Below are 16245 nucleotides of genomic sequence, written 5' to 3' on the forward strand. Positions count from 1 at the left end.
ATCCACAGATTTATCCACAGATGATGGATAAATGTACGCTTGTCAAAGACCAGAAGAACTGTGTGTCTAAGTTTGGCTCTGTCTGGAAGGTTACATCCCAGCAGAACAAATAACGAAAATGAGAAAGTATATGGAACAGTTCAAGCATATTGATGTACAAGGCGCGCACGCGCTCATCAGCCGTGGAGAAGCACGTTTGGTGGATATTCGTGACCCACAATCTTTTGCTGTGGCTCATGCCCAATCGGCCTTTCATCTAACCAATGATTCGATCGTAAACTTCATGCAGCAGGTGGAGTTTGAACAGCCTGTTTTGGTGATGTGTTACCACGGCATCAGCAGTCAAGGGGCGGCTCAGTACCTAGTCAATCAAGGTTTTGAAGAGGTGTACAGTGTCGATGGTGGTTTTGAAGCTTGGCATCGCGCCAGTTTGCCCGTTGAAGCAAGCTGATCCCTTTAGAAAGAAGGGCTTTTGCCTAATGGCCTTTGATGTGGAAGAATGAGGTTCGATTTTTCGTCTAACTGAGGTTCCTCTATGCAGCGTCTTATTGTGTTGAACAATCCAAGGATGGCGCAGGCTTTTATCGACTACATGGCGTCTCGACAAATTGATTTGCGAATGATGCCTGAAGGTGAAGGACAGTTTGCCTTATGGCTGATGGACGATCAGCATTGGGTTGAAACCGAAGCAGAGCTCAAACAGTTTTTGGCGAATCCTGGTGACAGTAAATACAGCGCTGCATCTTGGGATATGGCGGAAACGCGCAAAACTCAGTTCAGTTACCGAAGCCCCAGTTTACTGGCGATGGTGAAAGCGAAAGCGGGTCCTGTCACCATGGCGGTGATGGTCGCCTGTGTGGCGGTTTATGTGCTCATGATGTTTGGTTGGGAAAGCGCGCTTTTAAGTGCGATGCATTTTCCGGCAGAAGCCGCGCAACAATGGCAATTATGGCGTTGGGTGAGCCATGCACTGCTGCACTTCTCGGTGACCCACATTGTGTTTAACTTACTGTGGTGGTGGCAGTTTGGTGGCGACATTGAACAGAGATTGGGTAGCGGTAAACTACTGCAAATCTTTGTCATTTCGGCCGCACTCTCTGGCGCTGGTCAGTTTTGGGTTGAAGGAGCGAACTTTGGTGGTTTATCTGGCGTGGTTTATGCCTTGCTCGGTTACGCTTGGATTTTAGGTTATCGCGTGCCTCACCTTGGCTTATCAGTGCCTAGGCCCGTGGTCGCTTTTATGCTGGTATGGCTTATTCTTGGTTACGTTCAACCCTTTATGGCGATTGCCAATACTGCTCATCTCGTGGGTTTGTTGTCTGGTATGGGGCTGGCCTATCTCGATTCCACCAAGCAAAAACATCAAAAAGCGGCCTAGGCCGCTTTTTGCTTTATAACTTAAATAGAATCAGCCGAGCTGAACATGCTACTGATAGAGGTATTTGGTAAACAGCAGGTCAGCAATGACGGTTTTGCCCGTTTCTGGCAATAAGATCTCATTGAGTTTTTCGACCAAATGCTTACGCAAATCTTCACGTCCAGCCAGTGACTTCACCGTGTCTTCACTTTGCTGGCCCAGCAACTCAACCACAGCGTCTCTGATCAGCGGCTGATGGTGTTCGACCAACGCCAAATCCGCATTGCTCATGACCATGATGTCGATGCGCACTTGGATGTAACCCAGTTTCTTGCCTTTGGTATAAAAGTTGGTGGTGAGGTCTGGCTCAAGGGTGAAATACGCAAGTTGAGGGCCAGTCTGTTCTTCTTCGGCATGCAAAGGTAAAGAAAAGAGCAAGCTGAAGGCGATAATTATTTGGGCTATATAACGTTTGTACATATTTCTGACTTTTCTTTCTTCTGATCACGATACTCGAAACGCTTTTGTCTTGTTACAATAGGCGGTCCAAATGTCACTATAAGTTATTACAATCTTTACGGTGGCTCATTACCGTAAAGTGACGCTTTATTGTACGCACAACGCGACTAAAAGCTACTAATTGAATACTAGTATGAATCAGCCAAACTCGCTCTATCTTGCTTTGTTAATAGAAGCAAAATGGCAAAATCCTGAAGATTTTCACTTTTCTAGTGACTTTGCTAAGCACTGGTTACTGGAGCAAGGCTCCTTGTCTCGCCGTTTGGCGCGTCATTGCCAACATCTGACCGTTGAGTTGATGCGCAATGAAAAAAGTGGTATGGGCCAATTAACAAGGCAAGAGACTCAGGGATTGTCGCCTGAGATTTGCTTGATCCGAGAGGTAGTACTATCCGGTGATCAAACTCCGTGGGTGTTGGGGAGAACGTTGATCCCTGAAACCACCTTAGCTGATCAGCCCTACGACTTAGCCACGCTGGGTGATATTCCTTTGGGGCTCACCGTGTTTAGTGCAGAGCAAGTTGAGCGTGACGCATTGCAAGTGGCTTGGATCGAAACGCCGCAAGGGCGTTTACTCGCCAGACGTTCTCGTTTATGGATGAACCACAAACCGATGTTAGTGGCAGAACTGTTTTTACCTGATGCACCGATTTACTCCAGGGAGAGTGTGTAAATGTCAGTAGAAAAGGCCAAGGCGTATTGGCAACTGATGAGGATGGACCGACCAATTGGCACGTTACTGCTGCTTTGGCCAACCTTGTGGGCGTTGATTATTGCTGCGGAAGGGACTCCCGATTGGCATGTTTTGCTGGTCTTTGTGTTGGGCGTGGTGTTGATGCGCAGTGCCGGTTGCGTGATCAATGACTTTGCCGATCGTAAAGTGGATGGTCATGTTAAGCGTACTCAACAGCGGCCTCTGCCTTCAGGTCGCGTGACGGCGAAAGAAGCGATTATTCTGTTTTTGCTGTTAGGGATCAGCTCTTTTTTGTTGGTGTTGACCATGAACCCACTCACTATCCAGCTCTCATTTGCCGGTATCGTGTTGGCGTTCATTTACCCTTTTATGAAGCGCTATACCCATCTACCGCAGTTGTTTCTTGGCTTAGCGTTTAGCTGGGCAATCCCAATGGCATGGGCAGCGCAGGCGAATGAGTTGCCTTGGGTGGTGTGGTTTGTGTTTGCGATTAATGCGTTGTGGACCATTGCGTACGATACCCAATATGCGATGGTTGATCGCGATGATGACGTTCACATCGGTGTTAAATCGACCGCTATTTTGTTTGGCCGCCACGACAAGTTAATCATCGGCCTGTTGCAATTGCTGACGTTAGTGATGCTGGTTTGGCTTGGCTTGCATTACCAATTGGGGCAAAGTTTTTATTGGAGCGTACTGGCCGCCGGTGCGCTATTTGTTTATCAGCAGCATCTGATCCGTCATCGTCAGCGAGAGTTGTGTTTCCAAGCATTTCTCAATAATAACTATGTCGGGATGGTGCTGGCGCTCGGGTTATTTGTCGCGTTTTGGTAGACCGCACTGAGTCTGCTTGATGCTGGTTGCACAGCAAAACAAAAAAACAAAGGCATCCACGGGATGCCTTTGTTGTATTTAATGCTGGCTTACGCCGATTTGAGTTGGAAGACACTCTCTTCAATCGTGAGCTTCACTTCTGGGTAGAGCAAGGCGTAGAGCAAAGTAGCAAATTGTGCGGTTTTCTCACCGTCGCAGTTGCCGTCACTATCAAGGTAGCCTTGCTGTTTTAACGTGCTAAACAGAGAGGCGAACACACCTTTGTCGAAGTACTCCGGCGCATTGATACCGTGTAAGCGAGTCAAACGCTGAGCGATGTCTTGGCTCTTTTGTTCCAAATCCGCTTTAGCCAATTCAGGATTGGACACCAGCAGATTGAAGGCAATCGAGTAACGCTGAAGCGTTTCAGAGATGGTACGACCGAGCAAAACAAGCGTGAGGGTATTCGCTTGATTTTTCGCAACCTTATCTTCTTTCAGGCTGATCAGATCCTGCGATACCAACTCGTTTAGCACTTTCACAACCAGTTCATCGAGCTCTTCTTCTTTGTGGCTCAAGAACAGTTCCGCTTTCAGGAATGGGTAAATCTCCGCCACTTGCTGCTGGATTTGGCTCACGGTTAGATTTTCCTGACGAATGATCATCTGTGCAATCAGCGATGGTAGCGCGAACAAGTGGATGATGTTGTTGCGGTAGTAGGTCATCAAGATCGACTGATTACGATCGAGCGAAATGATGTCGCCCATGGTGTCGGTTTCGATGACAAACTTATCCAATGAAATCGCGTGTTCTACCAGAGCTTCGGCGCTTTCAGAAGGCACGGTATAGGTCTTCGAGTACGGCACATTCTTCAAGAGCTGTAAGTAGCACTCAATCTGATGGATTAGGGAATCTTTAGAAAGCGCCCGCTGACGTGATGCCAGTAATGCGGTGGCACACAAGGTCAATGCGTTCGCTGCTGCGGCGTCGTTAATGTGCGTCATCATCTTATTCGCCAACTGGTTCACCACAGGATTGATCCATTGAGGTCGGCTCGCGCCCATTGGGTCGATGTCTTTGGTCCACTCAGGGGCATGCTCGTTGAGGTATTGGTTGAGCGGGATAGGCTCACCAAAGTTGACATAACCCAAGCCAAAGTTACGCAGTTTGCGCAGTGTGCGCAGCACAAGACCGGCGTTTTCTTTCTCTTTACGTTTACCACGCAACTCTTTGGCGTAGGTTGCTACTTCCATCACGTGCTCGTAGCCAATGTAAACCGGCACTAAGGTGACTGGGCGATTTAGCCCACGCAGCATGGCTTGAATGGTCATCGCCAACATGCCGGTTTTAGCTGGCAGCAAACGACCCGTGCGCGAGCGGCCACCTTCCGAGAAGTATTCTACCGAGTAGCCTTTGGCAAAGAGCTCTGCCAAATATTCGCGGAAAATGGTCGAATAAAGACGATTGCCCTTGAAGCTACGACGAATAAAGAATGCCCCGCCGCGGCGGAAAATCGGCCCCGCAGGGAAGAAGTTGAGGTTTATGCCTGCGGCAATATGCGGTGGCACCATCCCTTCGTGATAAAGCACGTAAGAGAGCAGCAGGTAGTCCATGTGGCTGCGATGGCAAGGCACATACACAATCTCATGACCATCTTGCGCTAGACGGCGCACCGTCGCGGCGTTGTTGATGTTAAGCCCCTGATAGAGCTTGTTCCAAAGCCATCCCAGCAAGCGATCGCCTTGTTTCACCAAGGAGTAGGAGAAGTCTGCTGCAATCTCATCCATGATGTCTTGCGCTTCTTTACGCGCTTTCTCCATCGAGATGTTTTTGTTTTTGGCTTCTTCCTCAATCGCTTGCTCAATGGCTGGCGATTTCATCAAACGAGCAAACAGCACTTGGCGCGAAGGCAAGTCTGGGCCAGAAGCCGCCAGTTTTTGACGTGAGAAGTGAATGCGAGCTACGCGTGCCAACTTGTGGGCAATCGAGCTATCTGTACCGTGTGATTGTGCCATGTAACGCAGTGAGACCACAGGGCTAAAGCGCACAAGGCAATCACGACCGGCGGTGATCACTGCTTTGGCTTTTTGCAGGCCATTCATCGCTTGTAGGTAAGGCTTATTGTTGCCTTCTTTACCCGGCTTACGTCCCCACAATACGGTGGCAGGAATTACCTGAACATCCAGTTCGCTGTCTTCCGCGTGGAGCGCCAGTAAATCGGAGAAAAGGGCAATCGAATCACTTGGTACATCGTTATCGCTTTGAACCAACGTTGGTCGAGAGGCGATAAACACATAACGTTTGAGTGATTTGCCATGGATCTCAAGCGGAGAAAGTGGATCGGGTAATCCTAACTCGAGTGCGTGTTTTTGGAGCGTTAATAGGTCCACGGCCGAGCGAAAAGGCAGGGCATAAACAATGGGCTTATTAATATCGATGTGGTGATCGTCGATTGGATTAGAAGGAATCGCAGTGCCTTTCACCAACGCCGACAGCGGTAGCTTCAGTAATGAATGTGAAAATGATTGTCCTGAAGACATATAGGTTCACAGCCTCAATAGAATTCAAACATACCCAAACTTATTTCTGTTACTGAATGATTCCAGTAATAGGAATAAATCTGAGCGATAATTTTTAAGCGGCAAGGATACCAGAACTGGTCAAACCTTTTAACTTAATTGAGTATGGATTAGACGAATTTCCTTAAATTGCGTTGAACCGAGCGGGTCAAGCACGGCGTTTTAAACACAAATGTTCGCCAAAAAGAGAGAAGAAATTAAAAAACAATCAATTGGGTTTCCATTTGTACAATTACTGGATATACTCACAGTTAACTGTATAAAAAGACAGGTGACCTATGAAGCCGTTAACGCCACGCCAACAACAAGTTTTCGATCTGATTAAAAGCAAGATCGAAGTGACTGGAATGCCACCCACTCGTGCGGAAATTGCGCGTGAGCTGGGTTTTCGCTCTGCCAATGCGGCAGAAGAACATTTAAAAGCGCTTGCTCGTAAGCAAGTGATCGAAATTGTCCCGGGTGCCTCTCGTGGTATCCGTATTCTGCTTGAAGAGGAAGCGGCGAATGATGAGCCAGGTTTACCTCTGATTGGCCGTGTTGCGGCAGGGGAGCCGATCTTGGCGCAAGAGCATGTGGAAATGCACTACCAAGTGGATCCGAGCATGTTCCGACCTCAAGCCGATTTTCTTTTGCGCGTTCATGGCGAAAGTATGAAAGACATCGGCATTATGGATGGTGACTTGTTGGCTGTGCACAAAACACAAGACGTGCGCAATGGGCAAGTTGTGGTCGCGCGCGTTGAAGATGATGTAACGGTAAAACGTTTGGAACGTAAAGGTTCAACCGTGCTGCTCCATGCAGAAAATGAAGAGTTTGCACCTATCGAAGTGGATCTCACTAGCCAGCAGCTGACTATTGAAGGCATTGCCGTGGGTATTATCCGCAATACGGATTGGATGTAATACGCGCAAATGTGCAAAGCAATGCTCAATAAGCTCCGTTTCTGCGGAGCTTATTTGTTTTGTCTCGACCCCATTTGACGATCGTTTCTCAATAAGGCGTCAGTGAGGATGCATCGCACGGATTGAAATTGAAATTGAGATTTATTATCATTAAGTTCTTTTATGGAACGATGAGAAAGGTCTCGTGATGTCTTCAATCAAACAGTCATCGGAAAAGGGATATCCGGTACCAGCAAGATTGTTGCAGCCGTTGTGGCTTCGTAGCCGAGAAAGCTTGGTCGACGGAGGGTTAATCTATGACCCGATTGCCGCAAAAGCCTGTTTAAGTTGTAAGCTTGCGCCTGAGTGTTTATCTGGCGATGTAGCGCAAAAACAGCTGTTACACGCGACCTTAGCGCAGCAGTGCGATCAACAAGTCTCGCAGTTTTTACAGCAGCACCCAGAAGGGTGGATTATTAACGTTGGTGCTGGTCTCGATACGCGCTTTTATCGTCTTGATAATGGTCGATGCCATTGGGTGGAGTTGGATGTTACGGAAAACTTGCTCTGGCGTCAGCGATTATTCCACAAGAACGAACGCTACCAGCAACAGCATGGCAGCGTCGATGACCTTTCTTGCTTAGAGCAACTGGCGATCAACGACAAAACACCAGTATTGATCGTGTGTGAGTTGGCGCTGCTCGATTGTCCATTGACTCAGGTTGCTAACTTTGTGCAATTGCTAGGACGACGCTTTGTGTCTGCGCAGGTGTGCATGGTATTGGCGGGAGACTTAACCGACAGTAGCCTGGGGCAGAAATTGGGCTCTGATCGTTATGCGCATGCCATGGCAGCGCCGGCAGAACAAGTTTTGCAGTGGCTCCCTTGGGCACAATGGGTCAAAGTGTTTTCTCCCTTCGATCGTTTCTGTGCACGTTGGAAAACATGGCAGCGTTGGCTCAGTAAAATACCCATGCTGAAACATCGTCTTACTCCCGTCGTGGTCCATATGAAATGGTAAAAAAAACAGCAGGAATTCCTGCTGTTTTTGTTTGGGAAGTGGGTGTTTTCACACTAGAACAGACGGTTGAGTCCATTGAGTGCAGCAACACGATACGCTTCGGCCATGGTGGGGTAGTTGAAGGTAGTATTGACGAAATACTCGATGGTATTGGCTTCGCCTTTTTGCTCCATGATCGCTTGGCCAATGTGAATGATTTCCGCCGCGCGTTCCCCAAAGCAGTGAATACCAAGAATTTCTTTGGTTTCACGATGGAAGAGGATCTTCAAGCTGCCGATGTCTTTGCCGGCAATCTGCGCACGAGCCAGATGTTTGAACGAAGAGCGGCCAACTTCATAGGGTACTTTCGCCGCGGTTAATTCTTGTTCTGTTTTACCAACCGAGCTGATTTCCGGAATGGTGTAAATCCCCGTAGGGATGTCATCAATCAGATAGCCATCGGCTTTGCCCTTAGTGATGGCTTGCGCTACAAAGCGCCCTTGGTCATATGCCGCGCTCGCAAGACTTGGGTAACCAATCACATCGCCTACCGCGTAAACGTGTTCCACTTCGGTTTGGTAATTGCCATCGACTTTCAATTGGCCGCGAGAGTCACCTTGAAGCCCAACTGCAGGCAGGTTCAACTTGTCAGTGTTACCAGTACGGCCATTGGCGTAAAGCAAGCAATCGGCTTTCATCTTCTTGCCCGATTGAAGATGAACAATCACCCCATCTTCGGTGCCTTCAATGCGTTCATAGGTCTCGTCATTACGGATCACGACGCCGCTGTTCCAGAAGTGATAGGAAAGTGCATCGGAAACTTCGTTGTCCAAAAAGGCCAGTAAGCGATCGCGTGTGTTGATGAGGTCGGTTTTCACCCCCAAACCACGGAAGATGGATGCGTATTCACAACCAATCACCCCTGCGCCATAAATGATGATGTGGCGAGGGTCGTGTTTTAGACTGAGAATGGAATCGCTGTCGTAGATTCGCTCATGATTAAAGTCGACATCGGCTGGTTGATAAGGCCGAGAGCCAGTAGCAATCACAAACTTATCCGCCGTATACACTTCTTCAGTGCCGTCGTTTTGCGTCACGCTAATGGTGTGCGCATCGGTAAAACGGGCGGTTCCGAAAATCAATTGGCACTGATTGCGATCATAAAAGCCTTGGCGTAAGCGAGTCTGCTTGTCGATAACGGATTTCGCATGGCCGAGAATGGTTGAAAATGTGGCGTGTAAACTGGAGTTGTTTTTGCAAAACAGCGGGTTGCTGTTGAATTCAATAATACGGCTAACCGCATGGCGCAGCGCTTTGGATGGAATGGTGCCCCAGTGAGTACAGCCGCCGCCAACACTGCTCTCTTTTTCCACCACGGCAACTTTCAGGCCTGCTTTGGTTAAACCCATTGCTGCCCCTTCACCGCCAGGGCCGCTCCCGATAACAATCACATCGAAGTGATTCGCATGCGCCATGATTTCATTCCTTGTTATATTTGCTTAACATTGCTTTAGCGAGATTTTAACTGATTATACCAGCAGGTAAACAGCAGGCTCGGTAGAGAGTGGAAGTGATCACGCACATTTCACGAAAACCAATCAATGGCATGGCGAATGTCGATAAATTGAGCACAAAAGATTGCATAACCGCCTTGGCCAGTAGTAACGTGCTCGCCATGGCGCATCATCGCTTATCGCTAGCTGTGATTCGCGCTATAGTAACGGCCGGAAGCCAATTTAAGATAAGAGCAAACATCATAATGAAATCAATGGGTATTCGCGCACAGCAGAAAGAGAAAACGCGTCGTTCTTTGATTGACGCGGCATTTAGCCAATTGAGTGCTGATCGCAGTTTTTCCAATCTCAGCTTGCGAGAAGTGGCCAGAGAAGCGGGCATTGCGCCTACCTCGTTCTATCGCCATTTTAAAGATATGGATGAGTTGGGTTTAACCATGGTGGATGAAGGTGGTTTGCTGTTACGTCAATTGATGCGCCAAGCACGTCAGCGCATCGTCAAAGAAGGCAGCGTGATCCGCACTTCGGTGGAAACCTTTATGGAGTTTATCGAAAGTAGCCCAAACGTATTTCGCCTATTGTTAAGAGAACGCTCTGGAACTTCCGCGGAATTTCGCGCTGCGGTTGCGCGTGAGATGCAGCACTTCGCAGCAGAGCTTACCGAATATTTAATTAGCACGGGAATGAACCGAGAAGAGGCGTTGGCGCAGGCTGAAGCGTCGGTGATTCTGGTTTTTAGTTCCGGTGCAGAAGCTTTAGACTTAGACCGACGCGAGCGTGATGAGCTGGCCGAGCGTCTGATTATGCAGTTGCGAATGGTCGCCAAAGGTGCGTACTGGTATCGCAAGGAACGTGAACGTAACCGATTAAAAGGTGAGATAGAATAATGTCTAATGATAATGAAAATAACGTGAATCGCAGTTCGGAAAGGAAGACGTTGGTATTGGCGTTGATCACGGGGATGTGTGGCGATGCTATCCTTTCTTGGCTGACCATGAGCGAAGTCTCTTTCTCCATTTTCCCTATTATTGCCTTAGTGCTGGCTGTGCAGGCACTCTACCGTGAGTACCTCAATCATCCCGTGTCGGAAGAGATCCCTTTGGTTGGACTGGCGTGCTTTTTTGTCGGGGCGTTTGGTCACTCGGCCTTTATTAAAGCTCAGCACCCTGAAGCAGGATCGAACTTCTTCGCGATCATGGTGGTGTTACTGCTGCTGGCGTGGATTGGCAGTAAGCTGGGATACATTCGTCGCCCAAGTGCCGATTAGTACGATTTTAGAGAGAAAAAAACGAGCCATTCGCGGCTCGTTTTTGTTTGATACTGCTTAGGCTTTACGCTCTAGCATCACACCCGCTTCCATGTGGTGGGTGTACGGGAACTGATCGAACAGAGCAAAGCGCGTGATGTGGTGTGTTTCGCTCAGAATGTCTAAGTTCTCTTTTAATGTCTCTGGGTTGCAAGAGATGTATAAAATACGCTCGTAACCTTGCACCATTTTACAAGTGTCTACATCCATGCCAGAGCGTGGTGGATCAACAAAAATGGTGTTGCAGTTATAACTCTTGAGATCGATGCCATTGTCTTTCAGGCGACGGAATTCACGCTTCCCTTCCATTGCTTCGGTAAACTCTTCAGCTGACATGCGGATGATTTGCACATTCTCAATCTTGTTCGCAGCGATATTGTATTGCGCCGATTCCACCGATGGCTTTGCCAATTCCGTGGCCAACACGCGCTCAAAATTTTGCGCCAGCGCAAGGGAGAAATTGCCGTTACCACAGTAAAGCTCCAATAAATCGCCTTGGCTTTCTTGGGTACAATCGACCGCCCATTCCAACATTTTCTCTGCGACTTTGCCGTTCGGTTGAGTAAAGCTGTTTTCTACTTGTTGGTAGGTGTAAGGCTTGCCGTTGACGTCGAGCTTTTCGACCACGTAATCACGGTCTAGGACGATCTTCATTTTACGTGCGCGACCAATGAGGTTGAGGTTAAACCCTTCGTCATTCAGGCGCTGTTTTAAAGCTTTAGCATTTTCAATCCAAGCATCATCCAATTGGCGATGGTAAAGCAAAGAAACCAGAATCTCGCCGCTCAGAGTGGAAAGGAAATCGACTTGGAACAGTTTACGACGTAGCGACTCATTGTCTTTCATCGCGTCAATCAGCAAAGGCATGAGATCGTTGATCAAGCGGCTTGCTGCCGGAAACTGGTCAACACGGTATTTTTCACGCGTCTCTTGGTTGAACATGATGTAGTACATCTCTTCCCCTTCATGCCAAACGCGGAACTCAGCGCGCATGCGATAGTGCTGATCTGGAGACTCAAACACTTCCAGCTCAGGGGCTTGATAAGGTGCGAACATATCGGTTAAGCGTTGCACTTTTTCTGCTAACTGTTGCTGATAGCGTTGTGGGTTTACATCAAGAGTCGCCATGAATTAATACCTTTCGGGTGCTTTAGAGATAAAGAGCGCAGATTTTATTCAATCCCCGTTCATTGTCCAGTGACAAGGGGAAATTGATAAGTACTACTGTGTAAAAATATAGCTTATGCCAATTCTAACTGGACAAATAATCAATCGCTTAATAGTATGCGCTTCAAGCTGGTGCTATCTGGAAGTATAGATGGCTGAAAAGGGAATCCGGTGTGAATCCGGAACTGACGCGCAGCGGTAATAGAGAACGAAAGCTTAATCAGACACTGCACGATGGAATCGTGTGGGAAGTCAGGCAAGTAGGTTAACAGCTCTTGAGTCCGAATACCTGCCAGCAACTGAGCAAACACTGGAAGCCTTATCTTCATGCTCGGTAGGATTTACGCGATTTAGGATTACAATATGCAAAAATCTCTTTTAGCGATAGCCATGGCATCGCTGCTTACCCCTGTCTCTTATTTACACGCTCAAGAAGTGCAAACCAATGACACTGTTGTCGTAACAGCTAACCGCTTTGAGCAGCCACTTGCCGAAGTCATCGCGTCAACGACGGTGATTTCAAAACAAGAAATTGAAGAAACGCAAGCGAAATCCTTGCTTGATGTCTTAAAACGAGTTCCCGGTATCGAGGTTTCTCAAAGTGGTGGTCGCGGTCACTCAGCTTCCGTATTCATTCGTGGTTTTAATAGCAATCAAGTCTTATTTTTAGTTGATGGTGTTCGTATTAACTCGGCTGCAGGCGGGATCAGTTTTAACCATATACCTGTAGGTATTATTGAAAGAGTAGAAGTGATTAAAGGCCCAGGTGGGGCTCTATACGGTTCCGATGCAATTGCTGGTGTGATTAACGTTATCACCACGTCCAGTGAATCGAGTGAAGGTTCCGTCGTCTCTCTAGGGGCGGGAAGTGACGCGCAGAAGGAAGCGAACTTTTCGACGACTAGGGCTTTTGCTAATGGTGGCGTGCTGAAACTTGCTGGTGGTTTTGAAGAGACAGAAGGGTTTGATATCAAGGACCCAGAAACTGGCTTGAACTATGGGTATGAGAGCCAGAATCTTTTTGCCTCCTATTCCCAAGCGTTCAATGATGAATTTTCCGGATCAGCGTCAGTGCGTTGGTATGACAGCTTAACGGAATATGATTCAGGGGGTAAAAATTACGGTTACTCTGAAAATCTAAGTATCACGGCGGATGTTCAGTATAGCGGTTCCCGTCTAAGCTCGACTTTACGAGCCAACCAGCAAGCGATTGAAAACTTGGACTACTCACAAGCTGAAGGCAAGGATAACGCGGGAACGGTCAAGAAAATCGCGTTAACCAACCTGCAGTTCCTCAATCAGTATTTGATATCAGAGGGCATTACCATTGGCGCAGGTGCAGATTGGCGCAAAGAAAAGCTCGATGATGATGCTTTAAGCTATGGCTATCCAGACAAATTAGCTGGAGAGTCTCGTAGCACGACCGGTGTTTATCTTTCTACAGACCTCCAATTGGGCGATTTACAAGTGACGGGGAGTGTACGTAATGACAAGCATGACACTTACGATAATTATCGAACGTGGTCACTAGGAACGCGCTATCAAATCACAGAGTCTCATTCTGTTAGGGCGACGTTTGGTACTTCTTTCAAAGCGCCGAGTTATTCGGACTTAACCAATAACCCAGATTTGAAACCTGAAGAAGCGATGAGCCGAGAAATTGGCTATACGGGTGAGTTTGCTCTCTTCACCGTGGATGTTGCAGCGTATGACAATGATGTCGACAACCTTATTATTTGGTACGAAGGCTCACCTTGGTGGTACCCAGAGAATGTGGATGCAACATTAAAAGGGCTTGAGATTACGGGTTACTTCAATACTTGGTTTGTTCATCACACGGTTGTCGCGGAATTTAAAGATCACCAAGATTCTGGCGGGAACAAATTGGCCAAACGCGCAGATGAAAACTACAAATGGTTGATGGATGCCTCGTATGAGAATTTCGACGTTAACCTGACTTATACCTATACAGGGGAAAGATTGGGCAATCCTAAAGAAGTTAGCGATCCGAAGAATGAGTTACCATCGGTAAGCTTGTGGGATGCGTCGGTTGGGTATTGGATTTCTCCTGATCTGGTTGTTCGTGCGCGAGTAGACAATCTAACAAACGAGAAGTATCAAACCACATTGAGCTACAACGCTCCAGAGCGCAGATACTTCGCGAATCTAACGTATCAGTTCTAACTCATTCTCCAAACCGCCTTCGGGCGGTTTTATTTTTCAGAGTACGTGATGAAAAAGAAGGTTGTTATTAGTTGGTCAAGTGGCAAAGATTCCACTCTGACCTTATTGAGATTAATGGAGCATCCAGACTATCAAGTCGTCGGTCTCTATACGACATACGTAGATAATGAGGTCCCTTTTCAGGCAACCCCATTAGCAGTGGTTGAGATGCAAGCTCAGCTACTCAACTTGCCGCTGATTAAAATTGCCTTGCCGCAAGTCTTTCCGTCAAACGAGGTGTATCAACAAACGATAGTTCATGCACTGCAAGCCTCTGCAATTGAGCTTGATGCTGTCGCCTTTGGTGATATGTTCTGCAACGGTATTGCCGATTATCGACGTAGCTATATTGAGCCTGCTGGGTGGGAGTGTGTGTTTCCGCTCATTGGTGAATCGAGTCTCGATCTGGCCCACGAAATTATTGCGCGCGAGATTAAAACCATACTCGTTACGACGGATGGACATGCGCTCAAGCCTGACTGGTGTGGGCGCTGGTACAATCGCGAGCTGTTGGCGTCGCTTCCTGCTGATGTTGACCCTTGTGGCGAGGATGGAGAATTCCATACGCTTGTGGTTAAAGCGCCTGGTTTTGCGGGTGAAATACGTTTGCAGTTGACGGTACAAGAATCCGATGGACGATTCACCTATCAAAGGTATAACGCAACGTTGCTAAATCAGCATGAGAGAGTATGATTTGGTCGTTTTATTCTAAGTAGGTTTATCAGAGTGGAAAGTTCAAATCAGCCGAATGTATTGATTTTTGATTCCGGTGTTGGCGGGTTGTCGGTTTTTCAGGAAATCAACAAACGACTGCCTGAAGTGAACTACTACTATTTGTTTGATAACCAAGCCTATCCCTATGGCGAACTATCGCAAGAAACCTTACTGGCAAGAGTGGAAGCGCTGGTGGTCAAAATGACACAGCAATTTGCGATAGACCTTGTCGTCATTGCCTGCAACACTGCCAGCACCATTGTACTCCCCACCTTAAGAGCGAAGTTGCCTATTCCAGTTGTTGGTGTCGTGCCAGCGATCAAACCGGCTTCTCTTTTGGCGAATCGAGCCGTGGGTTTAATTGCAACGCCAGCAACGGTGACTCGTCAATACACACACGACCTCATCCGTGATTTCGCGCATGAGAAAGAAGTTGAGTTACTTGGTTCGACTCGATTGGTGGACATCGCCGAAGAGAAGCTAAGAGGGCGTCAAGTCGATCAGCAAGAGCTGGCAATGATACTCAAACCGATGAAACACAAAGTGGACGTGGCGGTATTAGGATGCACCCATTTCCCATTGCTAAAAGAAGAAATACAGCAAGTGCTGGGTGATGAGATCATTTTGGTTGATTCTGGAGAAGCGATTGCTCGTCGCGTGCAGAGCCTCCTCCATCAATTATCACCACAAAGTACCAAGACACCGTGGCGCATCTTTAGCACAGCGCAGCCTTGGGATGAAGCTGCGCTGAATGGGTCACTAAAAACGATGGGGTTTAACGCTATAGAACTTTATCCTCTATAGGGTGTTTCATTTCATTTGCAATGCGAACTTTCAATGTACGTTGCGCATACTCCTTTTCATTAAGTGCATTGATAGCATTTTCAGCATCTCCACTGGCCATCACCACAAACCCAAAGCCTCTTCTTTTACCCGTACGCTTATCTTTCATCAAACGTACACCATAAACTTGGCCGTGTTGTGCAAACAGTTCGCGAACATGAGTTTCATTCGCTTTATAGGGAAGGTTACCCACATAAAGTGTTTTGGTTGGAAGCGAAGAGTCACTATCAGTAAGAGTTGGCGTGTGTGGAAAAAAAGAGAGAAGTAAAGTTGTAAGTACAACACCAATAACAAAACTGATGGCAGGATAAATATCGAGCTGCGAGAAAATGAAACCACCCAAAATGGCCAGAGCGGCACTCGCAATAACTTTTTTAAACGTCATATTGGATTACTACATTAGGGTACAGACAAAAATGAATGCCTATTAACAAAATAGACACACAAATCTTAAGTTTATGCTTAGTCTTTTTCCAACGTAATGGTGTGATGAGGGTCAAATGTGCCGAAAATATATGCAAAAAAGACCAATTTGATGCTTTGTTAAGCGATCAAAATTAAATTCGAAAAAAAGTATTGCGCACGGAAAAGAACTCCTTATAATGCCGCCTCACTGACACGGAGTGAGACAAACA

General features: G+C 47.4%; 16 protein-coding genes and 1 riboswitch. Of the genes, 11 read left to right on the plus strand and 5 right to left on the minus strand.

From position 1 onward, the window contains the following. The first annotated feature begins 130 nt into the window (after positions 1–130). Together glpE and glpG are read left to right on the plus strand one after the other, a co-directional pair. Positions 131–451: a thiosulfate sulfurtransferase GlpE gene (gene glpE / locus VV1_RS05515; protein ID WP_011079170.1), complete on the plus strand. Its 321-nt coding sequence runs from the start codon at positions 131–133 to the stop codon at positions 449–451. A gap of 84 nt (positions 452–535) precedes the next feature. After that, complete coding sequence (gene glpG / locus VV1_RS05520) at positions 536–1378, plus strand: rhomboid family intramembrane serine protease GlpG (protein ID WP_011079171.1); 843 nt, start codon at positions 536–538, stop codon at positions 1376–1378. 48 nt (positions 1379–1426) lie between these two features. On the opposite strand, the gene VV1_RS05525 is transcribed toward glpG, so the two are convergent. Beyond that, the gene (locus tag VV1_RS05525; protein WP_011079172.1) at positions 1427–1837 is read right to left on the minus strand and encodes a flagellar basal body-associated protein FliL; all 411 of its coding nucleotides are present in this window, start codon (positions 1835–1837) and stop codon (positions 1427–1429) included. A gap of 172 nt (positions 1838–2009) precedes the next feature. Here VV1_RS05525 and VV1_RS05530 point away from each other — a divergent pair, with 172 nt between their 5' ends. Further along, positions 2010–2549: a chorismate lyase gene (locus VV1_RS05530; protein WP_013570943.1), complete on the plus strand. Its 540-nt coding sequence runs from the start codon at positions 2010–2012 to the stop codon at positions 2547–2549. After that, the gene (ubiA, locus tag VV1_RS05535; protein WP_011079174.1) at positions 2550–3404 is read left to right on the plus strand and encodes a 4-hydroxybenzoate octaprenyltransferase; all 855 of its coding nucleotides are present in this window, start codon (positions 2550–2552) and stop codon (positions 3402–3404) included. It begins immediately after the preceding gene. Positions 3405–3493: 89 nt separating this feature from the next. On the opposite strand, the gene plsB is transcribed toward ubiA, so the two are convergent. Next, positions 3494–5923, minus strand: coding sequence for a glycerol-3-phosphate 1-O-acyltransferase PlsB (gene plsB / locus VV1_RS05540; protein ID WP_011079175.1), 2430 nt, complete (start codon positions 5921–5923; stop codon positions 3494–3496). 317 nt (positions 5924–6240) lie between these two features. Here plsB and lexA point away from each other — a divergent pair, with 317 nt between their 5' ends. Both lexA and VV1_RS05550 read left to right on the plus strand, forming a co-directional pair. After that, positions 6241–6864, plus strand: coding sequence for a transcriptional repressor LexA (gene lexA, locus VV1_RS05545; RefSeq protein WP_011079176.1), 624 nt, complete (start codon positions 6241–6243; stop codon positions 6862–6864). Positions 6865–7051: 187 nt separating this feature from the next. Continuing rightward, on the plus strand, positions 7052–7864 hold the full coding sequence (locus VV1_RS05550; protein ID WP_011079177.1) for a class I SAM-dependent methyltransferase: 813 nt from the start codon (positions 7052–7054) through the stop codon (positions 7862–7864). A gap of 53 nt (positions 7865–7917) precedes the next feature. On the opposite strand, the gene sthA is transcribed toward VV1_RS05550, so the two are convergent. Next, positions 7918–9318 carry a Si-specific NAD(P)(+) transhydrogenase gene (gene sthA, locus VV1_RS05555; RefSeq protein ID WP_011079178.1) on the minus strand — a complete coding sequence of 467 codons (1401 nt, stop codon included), beginning with the start codon at positions 9316–9318 and terminating at the stop codon, positions 7918–7920. 284 nt (positions 9319–9602) lie between these two features. Here sthA and fabR point away from each other — a divergent pair, with 284 nt between their 5' ends. Both fabR and VV1_RS05565 read left to right on the plus strand, forming a co-directional pair. After that, positions 9603–10244, plus strand: a complete 642-nt coding sequence (fabR, locus tag VV1_RS05560) for an HTH-type transcriptional repressor FabR (RefSeq protein ID WP_011149134.1) — start codon at positions 9603–9605, stop codon at positions 10242–10244. After that, positions 10244–10624, plus strand: coding sequence for a YijD family membrane protein (locus VV1_RS05565; RefSeq protein WP_011079180.1), 381 nt, complete (start codon positions 10244–10246; stop codon positions 10622–10624). The genes fabR and VV1_RS05565 overlap by 1 nt, the downstream gene beginning before the upstream one ends. 57 nt (positions 10625–10681) lie before the next feature. On the opposite strand, the gene trmA is transcribed toward VV1_RS05565, so the two are convergent. Continuing rightward, entirely contained in the window at positions 10682–11791 is a 1110-nt protein-coding gene (gene trmA, locus VV1_RS05570) for a tRNA (uridine(54)-C5)-methyltransferase TrmA (protein WP_011079181.1), read from the minus strand. A gap of 154 nt (positions 11792–11945) precedes the next feature. After that, positions 11946–12141, plus strand: a riboswitch (cobalamin riboswitch). A gap of 52 nt (positions 12142–12193) precedes the next feature. On the opposite strand from trmA, the gene VV1_RS05575 reads away from it, so the two are divergent. From VV1_RS05575 to murI, 3 genes are read left to right on the plus strand one after another with little or no spacing between them, the layout of a single operon-like run. Then, complete coding sequence (locus tag VV1_RS05575) at positions 12194–14014, plus strand: TonB-dependent receptor domain-containing protein (RefSeq protein WP_011079183.1); 1821 nt, start codon at positions 12194–12196, stop codon at positions 14012–14014. Between the two features lie 48 nt (positions 14015–14062). After that, positions 14063–14746, plus strand: coding sequence for a Dph6-related ATP pyrophosphatase (locus tag VV1_RS05580; RefSeq protein ID WP_043920930.1), 684 nt, complete (start codon positions 14063–14065; stop codon positions 14744–14746). 33 nt (positions 14747–14779) lie between these two features. After that, positions 14780–15571, plus strand: a complete 792-nt coding sequence (murI, locus tag VV1_RS05585) for a glutamate racemase (protein ID WP_011079185.1) — start codon at positions 14780–14782, stop codon at positions 15569–15571. Here the strand turns inward: murI and VV1_RS05590 are convergent. Further along, complete coding sequence (locus VV1_RS05590; protein WP_011079186.1) at positions 15549–15995, minus strand: RNA recognition motif domain-containing protein; 447 nt, start codon at positions 15993–15995, stop codon at positions 15549–15551. The two genes, murI and VV1_RS05590, sit on opposite strands and share 23 nt — an antisense overlap. Between the last annotated feature and the right edge of the window lie 250 nt (positions 15996–16245).

The organism is Vibrio vulnificus CMCP6, from assembly GCF_000039765.1.
Classification (GTDB): domain Bacteria; phylum Pseudomonadota; class Gammaproteobacteria; order Enterobacterales; family Vibrionaceae; genus Vibrio; species Vibrio vulnificus_B.